This is a genomic window from Thiohalomonas denitrificans (assembly GCF_900102855.1).
GTDB lineage: Bacteria > Pseudomonadota > Gammaproteobacteria > Thiohalomonadales > Thiohalomonadaceae > Thiohalomonas > Thiohalomonas denitrificans.
In genome coordinates this window covers 436933-454175 of the sequence record NZ_FMWD01000002.1, presented here as the reverse complement: position 1 = coordinate 454175, position 17243 = coordinate 436933, and the positions used below count along the sequence as shown (strand labels likewise).

General features: G+C 60.8%; 16 protein-coding genes. 9 read left to right on the top strand and 7 right to left on the bottom strand.

Annotated features, from left to right (window positions below; genetic code table 11):
• The first annotated feature begins 50 nt into the window (after positions 1-50).
• Positions 51-1682 carry an ATP-binding protein gene (locus BLP65_RS04700; protein WP_092993138.1) on the top strand — a complete coding sequence of 544 codons (1632 nt, stop codon included), beginning with the start codon at positions 51-53 and terminating at the stop codon, positions 1680-1682.
• A 17-nt stretch (positions 1683-1699) separates the two neighbouring features.
• Here the strand turns inward: BLP65_RS04700 and BLP65_RS04695 are convergent, their stop codons facing one another.
• Together BLP65_RS04695 and BLP65_RS04690 are read right to left on the bottom strand one after the other, a co-directional pair.
• On the bottom strand, positions 1700-3145 hold the full coding sequence (locus BLP65_RS04695; protein WP_092993135.1) for an NAD-dependent succinate-semialdehyde dehydrogenase: 1446 nt from the start codon (positions 3143-3145) through the stop codon (positions 1700-1702).
• Complete coding sequence (locus BLP65_RS04690) at positions 3138-4574, bottom strand: amidase (protein ID WP_092993132.1); 1437 nt, start codon at positions 4572-4574, stop codon at positions 3138-3140. The genes BLP65_RS04695 and BLP65_RS04690 overlap by 8 nt, the downstream gene beginning before the upstream one ends.
• A gap of 369 nt (positions 4575-4943) precedes the next feature.
• Here BLP65_RS04690 and BLP65_RS04685 point away from each other — a divergent pair, with 369 nt between their 5' ends.
• Positions 4944-5165: a hypothetical protein gene (locus BLP65_RS04685; RefSeq protein WP_139181419.1), complete on the top strand. Its 222-nt coding sequence runs from the start codon at positions 4944-4946 to the stop codon at positions 5163-5165.
• Between the two features lie 128 nt (positions 5166-5293).
• Here BLP65_RS04685 and BLP65_RS04680 read toward each other — a convergent pair whose 3' ends face one another.
• On the bottom strand, positions 5294-6265 hold the full coding sequence (locus BLP65_RS04680; RefSeq protein ID WP_399351064.1) for a D-2-hydroxyacid dehydrogenase: 972 nt from the start codon (positions 6263-6265) through the stop codon (positions 5294-5296).
• A 102-nt stretch (positions 6266-6367) separates the two neighbouring features.
• Between BLP65_RS04680 and BLP65_RS04675 the strand changes: the two genes are divergently transcribed.
• Positions 6368-7555, top strand: coding sequence for a pyridoxal phosphate-dependent aminotransferase (locus BLP65_RS04675; RefSeq protein WP_245688233.1), 1188 nt, complete (start codon positions 6368-6370; stop codon positions 7553-7555).
• Positions 7556-7660: 105 nt separating this feature from the next.
• Here BLP65_RS04675 and BLP65_RS04670 read toward each other — a convergent pair whose 3' ends face one another.
• The gene (locus tag BLP65_RS04670) at positions 7661-8944 is read right to left on the bottom strand and encodes a sensor histidine kinase (RefSeq protein ID WP_092993122.1); all 1284 of its coding nucleotides are present in this window, start codon (positions 8942-8944) and stop codon (positions 7661-7663) included.
• A 268-nt stretch (positions 8945-9212) separates the two neighbouring features.
• Between BLP65_RS04670 and mug the strand changes: the two genes are divergently transcribed.
• Both mug and BLP65_RS04660 read left to right on the top strand, forming a co-directional pair.
• Positions 9213-9794, top strand: a complete 582-nt coding sequence (gene mug / locus BLP65_RS04665; RefSeq protein WP_092993119.1) for a G/U mismatch-specific DNA glycosylase — start codon at positions 9213-9215, stop codon at positions 9792-9794.
• Between the two features lie 104 nt (positions 9795-9898).
• Positions 9899-11581 carry a DEAD/DEAH box helicase gene (locus tag BLP65_RS04660; protein WP_092993116.1) on the top strand — a complete coding sequence of 561 codons (1683 nt, stop codon included), beginning with the start codon at positions 9899-9901 and terminating at the stop codon, positions 11579-11581.
• A 132-nt stretch (positions 11582-11713) separates the two neighbouring features.
• Here the strand turns inward: BLP65_RS04660 and BLP65_RS04655 are convergent, their stop codons facing one another.
• The gene (locus BLP65_RS04655; RefSeq protein ID WP_175452437.1) at positions 11714-12274 is read right to left on the bottom strand and encodes a PRC-barrel domain-containing protein; all 561 of its coding nucleotides are present in this window, start codon (positions 12272-12274) and stop codon (positions 11714-11716) included.
• A 115-nt stretch (positions 12275-12389) separates the two neighbouring features.
• On the bottom strand, positions 12390-13055 hold the full coding sequence (locus BLP65_RS04650) for a TIGR04211 family SH3 domain-containing protein (protein ID WP_217631897.1): 666 nt from the start codon (positions 13053-13055) through the stop codon (positions 12390-12392).
• Between the two features lie 308 nt (positions 13056-13363).
• Between BLP65_RS04650 and BLP65_RS04645 the strand changes: the two genes are divergently transcribed.
• The 3 genes from BLP65_RS04645 to BLP65_RS04635 all read left to right on the top strand — a co-directional run bounded on the left by BLP65_RS04645 (position 13364) and on the right by BLP65_RS04635 (position 15071).
• Positions 13364-13714 carry a hypothetical protein gene (locus BLP65_RS04645; protein ID WP_092993107.1) on the top strand — a complete coding sequence of 117 codons (351 nt, stop codon included), beginning with the start codon at positions 13364-13366 and terminating at the stop codon, positions 13712-13714.
• 222 nt (positions 13715-13936) lie between these two features.
• Positions 13937-14134, top strand: coding sequence for a hypothetical protein (locus BLP65_RS04640; protein WP_092993104.1), 198 nt, complete (start codon positions 13937-13939; stop codon positions 14132-14134).
• A 223-nt stretch (positions 14135-14357) separates the two neighbouring features.
• A complete protein-coding gene (locus tag BLP65_RS04635; protein ID WP_092993101.1) occupies positions 14358-15071 on the top strand; it encodes an SH3 domain-containing protein in 714 nt (237 codons plus the stop codon).
• 27 nt (positions 15072-15098) lie between these two features.
• Here the strand turns inward: BLP65_RS04635 and BLP65_RS04630 are convergent, their stop codons facing one another.
• On the bottom strand, positions 15099-15749 hold the full coding sequence (locus BLP65_RS04630) for a transglycosylase SLT domain-containing protein (RefSeq protein WP_175452436.1): 651 nt from the start codon (positions 15747-15749) through the stop codon (positions 15099-15101).
• A 345-nt stretch (positions 15750-16094) separates the two neighbouring features.
• Between BLP65_RS04630 and BLP65_RS04625 the strand changes: the two genes are divergently transcribed.
• On the top strand, positions 16095-17096 hold the full coding sequence (locus BLP65_RS04625) for a fibronectin type III domain-containing protein (RefSeq protein WP_092993095.1): 1002 nt from the start codon (positions 16095-16097) through the stop codon (positions 17094-17096).
• Positions 17097-17243 lie beyond the last annotated feature (147 nt).

The following is a 17243-nucleotide window of genomic DNA, read 5'->3' as shown; positions in this document are numbered from 1 at the left end:
GCAACAGTACACTAGGCCTTTCGGGAGCGGAACAGCAAAGGGTACGGGTGATGGGTGGCGAGAAAAGCAGCAAGCCCGACATCGGGTGGATACTCGAGGAACTGCCCTACCCGGTTTCGTATGTCGATCGGGACGGGATGGTTCAGCGCTGCAACGCCACTGCTGCAAAGCTCATAGGCCGACCCGCTGCAGAGGTGGTCGGTCAATCCGTCGATGCCGTACTGACCGGGCATCCGGATCTCCGCGACCTGATCGAGCAGGGCTTGCGCTCGAAAGAGCAGTCTGCACAGCTGAACGTGGTCTCTCCCGAGGACCCCGGGCGCATGCGATGTTTCCACGTGCGTGTGCGGCCGCATCATGCTGAGCAGGGCAAGCTGCAGGGCGTGCTGCTGACCGGTGAGGATGTCTCTTCGTGGCTGGAGATGGAAGCGGTCCGGGAACGGGTGGAGCGGGACAGGGAGCTCAGCGCTGCGCTGAATCGCATCAACGGTCTTATCCACTCAACCCAGGATATACGCACCATCATGTCGCGGGTGATTGTGGAGGCGGCCGAGGCCGTCGGGGCCGAATCGGCCGTGATCTATGTGAACGAGCAGGACGACTGGGTGGCGCGTTACACCTATGGGCCACTGGATTCGATCCGCGACCGGCATTTCAGCGATCAGGAGCTGCGGGATTCGATCCGGGCGATACGTGAGGGTCAGGCGATCCTGATCAACGACGCCCGGGCCGATCCCGATGTCAACCGGGATCTGGTGATGAATCACGGAGTGCGGGCGGTGCTCGACGTTGCCCTGCAGATGGCCGAGCGAGTGGTCGGTGACTTCGGCCTGTACTACCACACGCCCGGCAAGCACTTCACCGAAGCGGAAAAGGAATTCGTCGACAAGGTGGGGGCATCGGTGGGCCTGGCCCTGCAGAATGCCGATCGGTTTACCAGACTGAAAAAGGCGGAAGTGGCGCTACGCGAGAGCGACGCTGCCCTGCGCCGCACCAATGCGGAACTGCAACAGTTTGCCTATCTGGCCTCCCATGACCTGCGCGCACCTCTGCGTGCGGTTTCCAATCTGGCTTCGTGGATTGAAGAGGACCTCGGACCCCAGCTGTCGGGCGAGAGTCGCAACCATGTGCGGTTACTGCGTGATCGCGTGCGCCTCATGGATGCCTATATCCAGGGACTGCTCACCTATTCCCGAGCCGGCGGCAGGACCACCCGGGTCGAAGAGGTCGACACCGCACAGTTGGTGAAGAATATCTTCAAGGGTCATGACGTCGCCGGCATGCACCTCACGGTGGCCGAAAACATGCCGCGGCTGGTTACCGACCGGACCAAATTGTGCCAGGTTTTCGCCAACCTCATCGGCAACGCCATCCAGTATCAGGACCACCCAAATGGCGAAATCCGGGTCGCGGTGGAGGATGCGGACGAGTTCTACGACTTCTCGGTGGCGGATAATGGCCCCGGTATTCCCCCCGAGTTCCAGGAGCGGATCTTTCTGATGCTCCAGCGTGGCCCCGGCTCCGAAAAGACCGAGGGAACGGGAATCGGTCTCGCCGTGGTCAAGAAACTGGTGGAGGATGCCGGTGGGCGTATCGAAGTTGAATCCGCACCGGGCCAGGGTGCCACGTTCCGTTTTACCTGGCCGAAGGTGATGGTTCCGGATGCCTCTGCCATCTCCTGAATACCCGCGGCTGTTGCCTACGGCTGCTGTGCCACCGTCTGTGTCTCGACGAATTCGACCAGGCCTTCCCTCCCGCCTTCACGCCCGAACCCCGACTGCTTCATGCCGCCGAAGGGGGCCTCGGGAGTCGGGCCGGATCCCGTATTCCAACCTACGTGGGCGAACTCCAGGCGGGACACCACATGCCCGGCACGTTCGGGATCGGCGGTGAAGAGGTAGGCGGCAAGACCGAATTCGGTATCGTTGGCGCGGGCGATGACCTCTTCCTCGCTGTCGAACTCGGCGATGGGCACCAGCGGGCCGAAGGTCTCTTCCCGGGTGACGAGCATGCCGGGGGCGACGCCGCGAATCACCGTTGGCCGGAAAAAGCCCCGGGCGGTGGACCACTCGCCGGGATCGCCGCCGGAGACCATCTGCGCACCCTTGTCGAGCGCATCGGTGAGGTGACTGCGTACCTTTTCGTAGCCACTGCGATCAATCAACGGTCCGATATCGGTGACCCTGTCCATGCCGTTACCGACGCGGAGGGCGGAGGCCTTCTCGGCCAGTTTCTCTGCGAATTCCGGAGCGACCGGTCGTTCCACAAAGATGCGGTTCGAGCAGACGCAGGTCTGTCCTCCGCCGCGGAACTTGTTACTGACCAGCTGCTCCGCGGCATGGTCGAGATCGGCGTCGGCGAAGACGATGAAGGGGGCGTTGCCGCCCAGCTCCAGGGTCAGCCGCTTGATGCCGTCTGCGCTCTTTCGAATCAGCTGCCGGCCCACCGCTGTCGAGCCGGTAAAGCTGATTACCCGGACATGCGGATGCTCCATCAGGGTATCGGTAATGGGGCAGGCTCCGCCCATCACCAGGTTCACCTTTCCGGGAGGCAGGTCCAGTGTGCGATCGAGCAGGTCAAACAGTGCGATCATGGTCAACGGGGTTTTGCGCGACGGTTTGACCACGCAGCTGCAATCTGCCGCCAGTGCGGCGGAGAGTTTCTTGGCGATCATACCGATCGGAAAGTTCCAGGGGGTCATCAGCCCTACCACACCGGCCGGACGGTGATAGACGGTCCAGCTCAGGCCGCGCGGCTGCTCCTGCAGTGTGTAGGGTTTCAGCAGCCCGATGTTTTCCCCCGCATAACGAAAGAAACCGGCTGCGTAGTCGACTTCGCCGATGCCCTCCTTCCAGGGCTTGCCGTGCTCGTGAGTCAGGATGCGGCCGATTTCCTCACGGTTGTCGGTGAGAGCCTCTGCGATCATCTGTAGCCAGGCCCGCCGGGTTTCCAGGCCTGCAGAACTCTCAAGGGCGTGGCGCCCTGCCTCGATGGCCTGGCGGGTCTCCTCGGCACCCATCGCGGGGATCTCCGCGAGCACCTCGCCATTGGCGGGGTTGGTCACCTGAAACGGTTCTCCAACGCCGCGCTGCCAACTGCCGTTGATGTAGCCGGCGGTATGGGAGAGGAGTGGTGATTCAAGCATAGATCGTCTCCCTGTCATCGGTTCCGGGGGTATCCAGAAGAGGGGGGCGGCGGCTTATCGGTTGGGCCTGTTCAAAGGCGTGAGCCGCCCGCAAGACCAGCGCATCTTGGTGACGCGCTCCCACGAGTTGCAGTCCGATGGGCAATCCTTCACTCGTAAAGCCGCACGGCACCGAGGAGGCAGGCTGGCCGGTCATGTTGAAGGGAAAGGTAAACGGGGTCCATGAAGGCCAGCGCCGTTTAGGCCAGCCGGGCGGCACTTCCCGTCCGGCCTCGAAAGCGGCAATCGGCAGCGTGGGCGTCAGCAGCAGATCGAAACGCTCATGGAAGCGGGACATCTGTTCCAGCAATTCGTTACGGACGTTTTGTGCCGCAAGGTATTCGAGGAGAGGCATTTTGGCGGCTGCTTCTGCCGATTCCACCAGCCCGGCATCCATCAGGCGGCGCTGGTCGGTATCGATGTCGCGCAGGGCATTGGCGGCTCCGCCAAAAAACAGGCGTTCGAAGGACTCCTCCGGATTGGGAAACCCCGGGTCGACGGCCTCGACGGTTGCCCCCAGTGATTCGAAGACCCTGGCCGCTTCCGCAACGGCGTCCGCAATTTCAGGATCTACATCGACGAAACCGAAGTCGGCGCTGAAAGCGATGTGCAGCCCGGCAATCCGACCGCCAAGTGCCTGCACATAATCGGTGTGGTCGGGTGGCAGGCTGGGGTCGCGCCTGTCCGGTTCGGTCAGTACGTTCATCAGCAGGGCGGCATCCTCTACTGTTTTGGTCATCGGGCCGGGGTGGGCGAGCACGCCGAAGGGGCTGCCGGGCCACATGGGTATCCGGCCGTGGGTCGGTTTGTGACCGAACAGGCCCGAAAATCCGGCCGGGATCCGGATTGAGCCACCGGCGTCCGTGCCGAGTGCCAGCACGCCCATACCCAGTGGTATGGCAGCGGCGCTGCCCCCGCTGGAGCCGCCTGCGGTACGCGAGATGTCCCAGGGATTGCGTGTGATGCCATCCACCGGATTGTCGGTGACACCTTTCCAGCCGAATTCCGGGGTCGTGGTCTTCCCGACCGGAACGGCGCCGTGCCGGCGCAACGCGGCCACGGCGGGGGCATCGGTTCTCCAAGGCTGGTGGGGAGTGATAGTGCGGGAGCCCTTCAGGGTTGGCCACTCACGGGTGAGGAAAACATCCTTGATGGCCACCGGCACACCGTCCAGTTCGCCTAGCGATTCCCCGCGCAGGTGGCGCTCCTCCGCTGCGCGAGCTGCCTTCAGCGTCGTCTCCTCATCGACCAGACAAAAGGCATTTACGGCCGGGTTGTAGCGGCGGATGCGATCGAGCGCGGCCTCGGCGGCTTCCACTGGCGACAACAGGCGGTGCCGGAACATCGCCGCCATCTCCGCGGCTGTCATATCGGCTACATCCGTGTCCATACCGTCCTCCTGTTCGGTTCCTGCCGTTCCGGGCAGAAGCGGATTCTCGACGCAAAGCTGTTTGTGGTTATTAGGGGTATAGCAGAAGAGGCCTGGTCGGGCGCCTTCCAAGCCGAAAATCGGGATCGAATCGAGTCGGTTTTTTTCGGTCCGGAGCAGTGTGACGGGTGTCTTATACGTCTGCGAATGGCTGCTATATGCTCTTTTGGTTAGACGTCAGCCTCAACAACAATAAAGAAGGTGAATATGAGAAAATCAGCACTCCTCCTCGCAATGTCTTTGGCTTTTATCCTGAGCGCATGTGACCAGAGCGGCGATACGGCTGCCCAAAACCGGGAAAGTGCGGCTCCGACTGCCGAGCCATCGGCCATGCCGACGACGCAAGGAGACGCACCAGCGGGTTTCGCGGATGAAACCGAAGCTGATGCCGCTGCCGATGAGGCCGGTGCCGAACAGATGACTGCAGACGCCGAAGCGGAAAGTGACGATGCTGCCGATGAGCCTGCTGCGGAAGAAGTGGATGAAGAGGCGCAGAGTGACGACACGGCTTCTGAAGCCGCTGAAGGCGAAACGATGGAACAGAATAGCTGATAGCCGGCAGTATTACAGACCGGTCGTTTTGCCGGCCGGTCTGTAATCCCTGAAGTTGTTCTGACGCAATTTTCTTCGACTCGACAAGCGCTTCTTCGCAGCCGGTGTTGCATACCGGCTGCACGCGGTCATGGGCTTTTCTTGACCAGGTTGTTCAGGGGGGCTCCCCTGCACCAGCGGCGGAAGTTTTCGACGAACTGTTCGCTTAGCGCTTCGCGCCAGCCGATAAAATCACCGGCCATGTGGGGCGATACGATCACCTGGGGCATCCCCCACAACGGGTGGTCCTCCCGCAGGGGTTCATCCTCGAAGACGTCGAGTGCCGCCCCGGCAATTCGGCCCGTCTGCAGTGCCTCCACCAGTGCTCCGGTCTGAACGATGGGACCCCGCCCGATATTGATCAGCCGTGCGCCCGGCTGCATCCGCGAAAAGGCTTCGCTTCCGAACAGACCCTCGGTACTGCGGTTTAGCGGTGCGGCGATCACGACGTAGTCGGCGTCCGGCAGGAGGTCGTACAATGAGTCAGCCCCATGAATGGCCTGGAAATCGTCATCGCCTTCCCTTTTCCGGCTGGCGATCCCCTCAACGTGCATACCGCTGGCGCGGGCCAAATTTCCGATGCGGCGCCCGATCGAGCCGGCACCGACCACCAGCACCCGTTTGCCGGCGATGCGTTCGCTGTCACGGTGGCGCCAGCGGTGTTTTCGTTGATGTTCCAGGGTGCCGGGAAGGTCCTTCGCAAAGGCGAGCATCAATCCCAGCACGTATTCGGCGATAGCGGCATCGAAGATGCCGCGTGCGTTGGTCACCGGGATGTCGCTTTCGTTCAACTCGGGAAACAGGATCGCGTCCACGCCGGCGCTGGTGGCGTGGATCCACCGGAGCCGTTGAGCCCGGTGCCATGCATCCCGCAGCCAGGTGGTGCGGAAGTCGGTAACCATCAAGATATCCGCTTCTGGCAGTGACGACTGCAGGGCTTCGGGTGAATCCGCCAGGAGAAGCTGTGCTGATGACTCGAGCGACTCCAGGCCGGGTGGCCAGCCCTCGTCGGGTGCGGTCAATACGACAACGGTGGGAAGTGTTCCGGCCATCAAAACCATCCGTTCTGCGATACCTGATATAAACGACACTAGCAGCCCCCTGGACTTGACGCTAACCTGTTGCTGAAGCCTCCGGTTAGGGAGACAGGGATGTCGAGGGAAATGGCACAGGAAATTGACTCGGGTGGGGAGTCGGCATTCAACCCGGCCCTGCGCGTGTTGCCGATACCGGGAATCCGGCGGATGGTCAATCTGGCCTCCACCATGGACGATGTTATTCACCTCTCCATCGGCCAGCCGGATTTCCCCACACCGCCCCATATCGTGGAAGCCCATATCCAGGCGCTGCGTGACGGCCATACCGGATACACCATGGATGCGGGGCTGCCCGAACTGGTCACCGAATTGGTTGCCTACTACTCCGAACGTTACGGACGCCAGTTGAAAGAGGATAATTTCCTCGTCACCACTGGTGCGACCGAAGCACTCTACCTGGCCCTTAGCGCAACCGCTGCGCCGGGACGGGAATTTCTGATACCGGAGCCTACCTTCCCCCTCTATGCCCCGCTGGTGCGAATGAATGGGGGTGAAGTCAAGTCGATCGAAACCAGCGCCGATCGGGGCTACCAGCTCGACCCGCAGGAGGTCATCGATGCCATCGGCATGTCGACCTATGCCATCGTCCTCAACTCCCCCAATAATCCCACCGGGGTGGTCTACCCCAGGGAAACGGTCGAGGCCATCGTTCAGGAAGCGGCCTACCGCGGGGTCAAGGTGATCTCTGACGAGGTCTACGATCACCTCGTGCTGGATGACATCGAGTACCCCAGCATCATCAGCTGTGCGGCGGATATCGACCAGACCATGGTGGTCAGCAGTTTCTCGAAGACCTTCAGTATGCCGGGGATGCGGATCGGCTGGATTATCGCCAGCGAGGCGGCCATCAAAACGCTGCGTCGCTATCACATGTTCACCACAACCGTCGCCAACACGCCGGGACAGTGGGCCGGTGTCGCGGCCCTGACCGGCGGTCGCGGTTTTCTCGACGAGATGATCGCCGAATACCGCCGTCGCAGGGACAAGGTCGTGCAACTGGTGGGTGATGCACCTCACCTCACCGGGTACTGGCCGCAAGGGGCGTTCTATATCCTGCCGTCGCTTCCGGCCAATGCGGACGGTTCCTCGGTGGCACTGCGTATGCTGGAGGAAACGGGCGTGTGCACGGTTCCCGGCGAAACCTTCGGGGAATCGACCACTAACACGTTTCGGATCAGCTTCTCCACCTCGCTGGAGAAGATAGAGGAGGCCTTCTCGCGAATGATCCCCTGGCTGGAAAAGCAGCAGTTTTAGCTCGCCTCCCAATCGTATATTCTGCAGGTCGGCTTTCAGGCTGCTGGGTTGTGACGGGCTAAAGCCCGACGTCGGCCTTCAGGCCGTCGTTCAAGTTGGGCGGGGCTAAATCCGGCTACGCGGGGTTGCGTCCTGGCGTGCCTTTGGCCAGGTGAAACGGAAGGTGGCGCCCCAGCCGGGGGCCGAATCCACCTCGATGTGCCCGCCGACGCGTTCCACCACCTTTTTCACAATCGCCAGCCCTATGCCGTAGCCGTTGTGATGCTTGGGAACCGGGCCGCGTTGAAACATGTGAAAGATATGCTGGTGGTATTCGGGCGGGATCCCCGGACCATCATCCACTATTGAAAATTCCCAGAATCCGTGGAGGTCCCGACAGGACATCCAGACGTGACCATCGACCCGGTCGTGGTGCTCGATGGCGTTGCCGATTAGATGTGTGAGCACCTGGCTGAACAGGGTCTGGTTGGTTCGTATCCGCGGCATGGACGGAGCGGCGGAGATCCGAAAGCCTTCCGGCAGGCCATGTTCACTCGCTATCTGTTTCGCCAACTCGAAGGGCGAGATGTCGTGGGTGTTATTGGCGGCATGCCCGGCCCTGGAGAATTCGAGTGTTGCGTTGATCAGCTCATCCATTCGCTGCAGTCGGGCCCGCATCAGCTGCATATGATGAATCCCCTCTTCCGAGAGATTGTCTCCAATCTCCTCTTCGATCCAGGAGGAGAGGGCATGGGCGGTCCTTAACGGCCCTTTCAGGTCATGAGAGGCGACGTAGGCGAACTCCTCCAGCTCCGCATCCCTTTGCTGCAGGACCTGCATCGTGCGCTGCCGCTCTCTTTGCGCCTCCCTGCGTTCGGTGATATCACGGATAATCACCAGGGCGTTCTCCACGCCGCCGTTCGAGTTCATGTCGGGGACAACCCGAATTTCAAGATGGCGATCGCCTCCCCGGGCGGACAGGCGGAATTCCTGGGTCAGACGTTGACCGCTGGCAAACAGCAGGCTGAGCGCATCGTTCCAGAGCACCGCGAGTTTGCGGGGAAGCCCCAGCTCGGTGATGTATTTGCCGACGAACCGATCGGGAGCGCGGTCCAGGCAGGCCTCTACCGCAGGGTTGGCGTACCGGCAGCGCAGTTGCCGGTCATAGACGAGGACGGCATCGGACAGGTTTTCTGCCAGGGTGCTGAATCGGTAGTCGGGTCCATATTCGTCCCCGCCGTCGCGCTCCTCCCGAATGACAGGCGCTTGCCGCCAGGCGTCGCCGAAGCCGTAATCAGCACCGCGGCACCAAGTGGAGCCCAGCACTGGAAACCGGCGCCGCACCTTGGCGATGGGCGCCAACGGGAGCAGTAAGCTGGACTGGCGATCCGTTGCATGCTGCCCGTGCATGGCCGTACTCCTTGTGTTGCCTGCCTCTAAGCCTAGCTATGATAAAGAGAATAGCCACCTTTCGGGATCGGTCCGGCCACGCTTTCGGTGACTACCAGAGCGGCAACGCCTTACTCATTTCCCATTTCCGGTGGTTCGGTTCTTCATAGCAGTAGAGAACGGGTCAGCCGGACCGCCTGTTCATGGCGCAGCCGTGGCCAGGCGCCCCCCAGAATGGCTGCCGAAAATGGCAGTGACGCAATCCCGATTCGTCCTACCTTTTCTCTGTATGGACAAGCGGCAGTCGGCACTACACGAGGGGCGGCTCCGTCCTGCCAGGCGGGACCTGGAGGCGGCCGTAGATCGGGAGGTCCCGGACCTGTTGGCGCCGGAGCTTTCGGTACTCTTCTGCGGGATCAATCCGGGACTCTACAGCGCGGCGGTGGGGCATCATTTCGCTCGCCCCGGAAATCGTTTTTGGCCCGCACTTTATCGAGCCGGTTTTACCGAACGGCTCTACTCCCCCTGGGAGGAGGAGAAACTGCTGCTGCACCACCCCATCGGTGTGACAAACCTCGTTGCCCGCGCTACTCGGGGCGCCAGCGATCTCACGGCCCGGGAGTTGAGGGAGGGGGCTGAAAAACTGCGTCGCAAGGTCTTGCGCTACCGGCCCCGGGCTGTTGCGGTGCTCGGCATTGGCGCCTACCGAACGGCTTTCGATGACCCCCGTGCCGCTGTCGGCCCCCAGCCGCATTCCATCGGCCGGACCGCCGTGTGGGTTCTGCCGAGCCCGAGCGGTGCCAATGCCTATTATCAGCCGCCCGTGCTGGTCGCATGCATGGAAGCGCTGCGCCGTTCGTTAGCCACATGAGGGCACCCGTTGGGCAATTTATTGCGCGCCACAGCGCGGTATGGCGTACAATTCCTATCTGATAATTGATTCGCTTTCTGAAGCACCCCCCCGAGAGAATGTTGATGTCCGATAACCCGGTTACCCTATTTTCAGAGCTGGGCCTCGCTGCGCCCGTCCTTCAGGCCGTCGAGGAGGCTGGTTACGAAGCGCCGTCTCCTATCCAGGCGGAGACGATTCCGCCGTTACTGGAGGGTCGTGATTTGCTTGGCCAGGCCCAGACCGGGACCGGCAAGACCGCAGCTTTTGCCCTGCCGCTTCTGAGCCGCATCGATCTTGCCCAGCGTCGTCCGCAGGCCCTGGTGCTTACGCCGACCCGTGAGCTGGCGATCCAGGTGGCTGAAGCCATCCAGGCCTACGCCCGGCACCTTCCGGGGTTCCACATTCTGCCGGTCTACGGCGGCCAGGGCATGGGGACGCAGTTGCGCGGTTTGAGCCGCGGAGTGCATCTGGTGGTGGGCACGCCGGGGCGGGTCATGGACCATTTGCGACGCGGAACCCTGGTACTGGACGATCTCAGGACCTTCGTGCTGGACGAGGCCGACGAAATGCTGCGCATGGGCTTCATCGACGATGTCGAGTGGATCCTGGCCCGTGCACCGCAAGAGCGGCAGATCGCGCTCTTTTCCGCAACCATGCCGAAGCCGATTCAGCAGGTGGCCCGCCGTCATCTGCATGACCCGGTCGAGGTGAAGATTGCCTCGAAGACCACCACCGTGGAGACCATCACCCAGCGTTACTGGCAGGTGAGCGGGGTTCACAAACTCGATGCTCTGACCCGGATCCTCGAAGTGGAGCCATTCGATGGCATGCTCATCTTCGTGCGCACCAAGACCGAGACGGTTAATCTGGCCGAAAAGCTCGAGGCGCGTGGTTTTGCCGCTGCTGCTCTCAACGGTGACATGAATCAGGTGCAGCGCGAACAGACCGTCGAAAAGCTGAAGCGCGGTGCGCTGGATATCGTGGTAGGGACGGATGTGGTGGCCCGTGGCCTGGATGTGGAACGGGTCAGCCATGTGGTCAACTATGACATTCCCTACGACACCGAAGCCTATGTGCACCGGATCGGGCGGACCGGACGTGCCGGCCGCAAGGGCGAGGCCATTCTGTTCGTCGCCCCCCGGGAACGGCGCATGCTGAAGACCATCGAGCGCGCCACCCGCCAGCCCATTGCGCCGATGAACCTGCCGAGCCGCGAGGCGGTGACGGACAAGCGGGTGGACCGTTTCAAACAGCTCATCACCGAGACCCTCGAGAGCCAGGAATTGAATTTTTTCGAGGATCTTGTGGATGGCTACCAGGAGGAGCATGACGTCGGCTTGAGTGAAGTCGCCGCGGCGCTGGCCTATCTCGTACAGCGTGAACGGCCGCTGGAGGTGAAGGAGCAGAAGGCTCCGGTGGAGCGAGAGAGTCGTGAAGCCAAACGCGGCGGCCAAAAGCGGCCCCGTTTTGATCGCGAACCCGATGCCGGTATGCAGAGCTACCGCATCGAGGTGGGACGGGAGCATGGGGTGCAACCGAAACACGTTGTCGGCGCCATTGCCAACGAAGCGGGAATCGACAGCCGTAACATTGGTCGTATCCAGCTCTACGACACCTACAGCACGGTCGATCTACCAGAAGGCCTGCCGATAGAGCTGCAAAACCATCTTAAGAAGGTCTGGGTCTGCGGCCGCCGGCTGAATCTGACCCCCACCAGTGAAAAAGGACGCAAGCCGAAGCCCCGGCAGGGAAAGACGCGGCCCTGAACCACCTCACCGGGTGGTCGGCCTTCAGGCCGACACCGGGCAGATCGGTACGACCCGTATACGTGACGGAGGTGTTCGCCGGAAAGCGATGCGCCGCCCCCATGGGCGGCGCTCGCGTCGGTAGGTGTATCTCTATTGCATCGGTGAGTCGGGAGACTCGCCCATACCCTCTTCCGGCTGCTGCTGGATGTCGTCCGGCTGCTGAGCTTCGTCCGGCTGCTGTTCTGCTTCGTCCCGCTCCAGCTTGGTCGCGGGCAGCTCTTCGAACGCCGAGAATTCGGTGCTCAGCTGGTCCTGCGACACATCGATGGAGGCCGTCTGCTGCTGCTCGTCGAATTGCACCTGATCCCAGGGGATCACATAGCTCTGGCCGTCGCCACCGAGCAAACCGCCCTCTTCGCTGACAACGACATGGGACACCTTGCCCTCGGAGTCGATCAGTACATCATCGATCTGCCCGATGGTCTCGCCCTGCATGTCATTGACATCGAGGTCCTGCAGGCTGCTGGACTTGTAGGAGTTGGCGAAGTCCACTTCGGCTCGCTGCTCCTGCATGGCCGGGTCCTGCTGTGCGGCTCCGGTCTGTGCCTGCGGGTCCTGGTATTCACCTTCGCCAGCGGCATAGACGGGAGCGCCCATTACCAGCGTAAGGGCACTGGCGGAAAGTATGTGGGTCATAAACTTGTAACGCATGGTGAACCTCCGTGTTTCCATTGCTTCAGGAATCACCCCTGTGTGGGTGTCACCCAAGGTTTAGGCGAAATACGCGGAGAGTCAACCTCCCTGCGCGGGGCAAACCGGCCCTTCTTCAGCGCAGATCGGACCAGCTTGAGGAGCGACTCTTGCGGCGTATCAGGGGCAGCACCAGGCCAAGGAAGATCCCGGCGCCAAGAACACCAGCACCAACCATGAACCACTCCCGTTGCGAGTTGTTGCGCAGCTGATCATTGGTTCGTTCGATCCTGGCCAGGTCCGACTCAAGGGTGTCGATGCGACTTTTCATCACCCGATTCTTTTCGCGCAACTGCAGGGGTTCGGCAGCAATCTGTTTCAGTTCGGCAGCCTCGTCCTCTAGCGAGGCCTTTTCGGTCTCCGTGGCACGCAGCTTGTCTCTGAGGCTATTTCGTTCCGCCTGCAGCGAGCTCGCCTGTTCGCGCAACGAACGTGCCTCACCTTCGAGGCGGGCAAGTTTCTGTTCCGCTGCAGTCAGGCGTGCCCGGGCGATCGGTGCATCCGTCAGGTATCGGCTCCGCACCCAGCCCTCGAGGTCGCGATTTGTCCGCACACGAATAAACTCACCATCCTCTTCCAGGATCTGAAGCTGTTCGCCCGAACGGAGTGTCTGCAGGATCTTGTAGGCATTACCCTGCCCTGCGCGCAGGGTAATGGTGAGTTCATCACTCACATAGCGGGTCTCGGCGAAACTGGAACCCGCCGCCAATAGCAAAAGGGCGGTCAACACGAAGTAGCGCATGAACATTCAATCCGGCTTGGACTCGGCGGCACATTGTCAGCGACTCCGTCATTTCGGGCTGTGGGAGCTTTCACAAAACCAGCTGAACGTTAGTGCGAATTCTCCTGAACCCGACACATTTCGGGCAACATTTCGACCATCGGCGTGTTGTGAAAGCCTTGTGGGGGCACACCTTCGGGAGATTCGGGGTCACTGATGACCGTTGTTGATGTGTATCAACTGCGGCAAAGTCGAGATTTGCCGACTATGTCACAAATTGGCCGATTCACTTTCCCTAACCTGAACCGGCGGACAGACAGGGCGTGACCATGAGTGATAAACGATACCAAGTTGTTTTTACCGGGAAGCTGGTCTCCGACAAGGATACCGCTACCGTCACCAGCAACCTGATCCTGGATATCGGTTTATCGGAAGAGAAGGTTGGATTGTTGCTAAACGGCCAGCGAAAGGTGCTGAAGCGGTTTAGTGCGGTCACCGAGGCGCAGCGGCTTACAGAACGGCTGGAGCATGCGGGGATTCTTTGTGTCATTGAGGATCACGCTTCCAACCAGGGCTCCGGGCAAGGTGCGGGTGAAAGCTCCCTGATTACTCTCATTCACCGCTTGAAGCCGGTTAAAAAGAGACGACGAACAGCAGCTACCAGTTCGGACGCCCGATAACCCGTTCTCATAGCCGGAGAACCAAAAAATTGCCGAAATCGGTGGTTGCGGCAGCTGTACAGACATAGACAATTACACGACCAGACGTCTACGCTCGTCTAAAACTACATTTCATGCCAAGGGGTGTCTATCTTTGGGATAAGCATTCAATGCCCCTGGGTAGTAGCCAGGCAAAAGCAGTGTCAGAGTGATCTGCACGTCACATGTCGAGAGGAGAGTGTAATGAAATCAAGGAAGATGATCGCAACGTTGGCTGCGCTGATGGCGCTCGGTCTTTATGGCTGTGCCGAAGAGGGTGGTGAGTTCGGTGAGCAACCGGGCCAGCAGGATACGATCGAACAGCAACCGCCAGAACAGGAGCAAGGTACTCAACAGCAGCCCGGCGAAATGCAGCAGGAAGAGGGCGGCACCCAGCAGTAAGCCGCTTCTCTGGAGTGGCCCTTCGGGGCCACTCTGTTTCCAAACCCCTTCCTGCCCTGCACCGAGTCGGAGCCATCACCGGACCGATTCGGCCCCTGTTCTCCCCGCTGCTGTCACCCGGAATCCTTATAGTGTTCCGAGCAACAGGCTGTCACGTGCGATGCGTGCGGCCTGATTATCGTTCCGCAGTTTGCGGGGCAATTCATCCAATCCGGAGGCCGTGATGAGTCGACGATTGCGACTTGTAGGGGCACTCGGTTTGTGCCTGACTACAGGTATGGCGCAAGGCGCCCAACCGGCGGGCATACCGGAAGATATCCACAGCCGGGCATCCGAGGCCATGCAGCAGGGAAACTACGCCATGGCCTATTGTCAATGGCAGCCTCTGGCCGAAGAGGGCGATGCGGAGGCCCAATTTGCATTGGGGTGGATGTATCACCACGGCTACGGTCTGGCCATTGACGATCGGGAGGCCGTCACCTGGTGGCAGCGCGCGGTCGAACAGGGGCACCTGGAGGCCATGTTTTCGCTCGGAACCCTCTACACTATCGGTAGCGACAGTGTTGAACGGGATTTCCCGGCCGCCATGCGCCTCTGGAGCGGGGCGGCCCGCCAGGGCCACCAGGATGCGCGACTTGCTCTGCGGCAACTGGCCGGACGAGCGAATCCTGAAGTGGAAGAGGCAGCCAAGGAACTTCTGGCCGAACAACCGCAGGTATTCGGGCTTTTGACCGAAGTGGTCGTTAGGCGTGCAAACATTCGCGGCGGTCCGGGGACCGATCACCGGGTGATCGCCGTAATGGACCGCGGCAAACGTTTGGTGGAATTCCTCCGGCGTGGAGACTGGGTAAAGATCGGCGTCGGCGGGGAATCGCCCCAGGTCGGTTGGATCTATGGAAAACTCGTCTCTGAACCGGAGCCGATTGCGGAAAAGTAACCAACGGGTTATTCCCTGAGTCCGGCACTACGGGGTCTGCGCGCTGGCTACAATAGGCGCTTGCGGTTTCGGGCGCATCAGCTGCCGAATTCTCGCCACATAGGCCCTGGTTTCGGCCGGCACATGGTCTTCGATCTCCTCCCACGTCCGCACCTTTCCGACCCGCTGCAGCCCCTGGCGCACCCGGTAGAAGCCGGCGTTGTAGCTCGCCAGCATCAGCAGGAATCGATCATTCCCCTGAAACTCGTCGTTCCATTTACGGTAGAGCATGCTGTTGTAGTAAAGGCCGGCTGCAACATTCCACCAGGGTGAGTAGATCTCGCCCAGTTCCGAATGCCCGGTGCGAATCTCCTTGTACGTATTTGGCATCAATTGCATCAGACCTCGGGCACCTACCGGACTCACGGCCCTCTCGTTCAGAAAGGATTCGGCCACGGCCTGGGCCTTGAACCAGCGCCAGTCGACAAAGGGGCCAAAGAACCGGCGGGAGTAGTGGCGGAACAGTTCATCATACTCGTCGCTGTAGGCATCTACAGCCAGGGGTGGATCCGGCTCTGGTGACTCTGCCTGAACGGCGCCTGTCGACAGGAACAGGGCCCCTAGCAAGCAGAATGCCCCAAGAGATTTTCTGGAAAGCGAACTCATGTGGATGCCGCAGGCGGCGTTGTCTGTATGCATACCAACCATCCTTGGAATATCTACCGTCCAATGGGACACAGTGATGATCAGCATAGCCGTTAATTCGGCAAGTTCATCCTTTGCGCTAACTACTGCCTAGCAGCTTGTCGGGCTCAAGGCCGAGCTGCCCGAGAAGCGGATGCTGTCCGAATTGCGAAAGGCTTCTCGCCAGGAATGAGTTGCCGTTCCGTTTGCTCGGCTGGCGCTCTAACGTGACGTGAAAGACCTCTCAGAACCCCGGGCGTGTCCCGCGCAAAATAGCCCCTATCAACGAATCGGTACGTCGATACCGACGCACTGCACCCGTTTCCAACGGGCCACACCTTTTAATCAGGGGCAGATTTAATGAACTCTCCAAAGACTTCGCTTCGCTTGGCTGCACTTTTCTCGGCAGGGCTGCTGATGGGGACACTACAGGCGGCTCCTCCGGCCAGTAACACCAACTGGTGGGACCGACATGGCGACGACGCAACCGTGGTGGAAAACAGCCCACCGGTCATCGAGGGATCACCGGCCACCGAAGTAGACGCGGGTGCCGCCTATCTGTTTGTACCAGCGGTAACGGACGCCGATGGTGACAGACTCAAGTTTTCCATAATCAATCGGCCGGCTTGGGCGGGCTTCGACCGCAAGAGTGGCGAATTGAGCGGGACCCCCGCGGCAGGCGAAGTGGGCACCACGGCAGGCATCGTCATCGAGGTCACCGATGGTACCCATGTTGCGAGCCTTGACCCCTTCGACCTGACCGTCCACACGTCCACCGGCGACACCGATGACGGATCCGATACGGAATCCGAGCCGGTCAACAGTGCTCCGGAAATCAGTGGCACGCCACCCACCGAAGTGACCGAGAACAGCGAATACCGGTTTACCCCCACTGCCTCCGATCCCGATGGGGATGAGTTGTCTTTCGGTATCGAGAACCATCCGGCCTGGGCGCAGTTCGATAGTGCAACCGGTACCTTGAGCGGGACGCCCGGCTCTACCGATGTAGGCACAACCAGCGGGATTGTGATTAGCGTGACCGACGGTGCATTGACGTCCGCTCTGGATGCCTTTGATCTCGTGGTTAACGACGACGGCACCGCCAACGGCAGTGCGGCCATCAGCTGGACACCCCCGACTACACGCACCGATGGCAGTGCACTGACAGACCTCGCTGGCTATCGGCTCCGTTACGGTCAAAGCTCCGGCGACTACTCCGAAACCGTGGAGATCGGTGCGGGGGTTACCTCCTACGTTCTCGAGCAATTGGACCAGGGACAGTGGTATTTCACCATGACTGCCCTGGATAGCGAGGGGCTTGAGAGCGAGTTCTCGGAGGAGGGCCAAAAGACTATCGAGTAGATGGTAAGGGGGAGCATCTACTGCCGGGGTGAGCACGCGCTCACTCCGGTGCGGGCGGTTGCAGTAGACGTGTTCCGGACGGATAGCCAACCTTGCAGGGGAATTGCCTGACAAGGTATAAGAGACAGCATCTTTTCCGGACCAGGG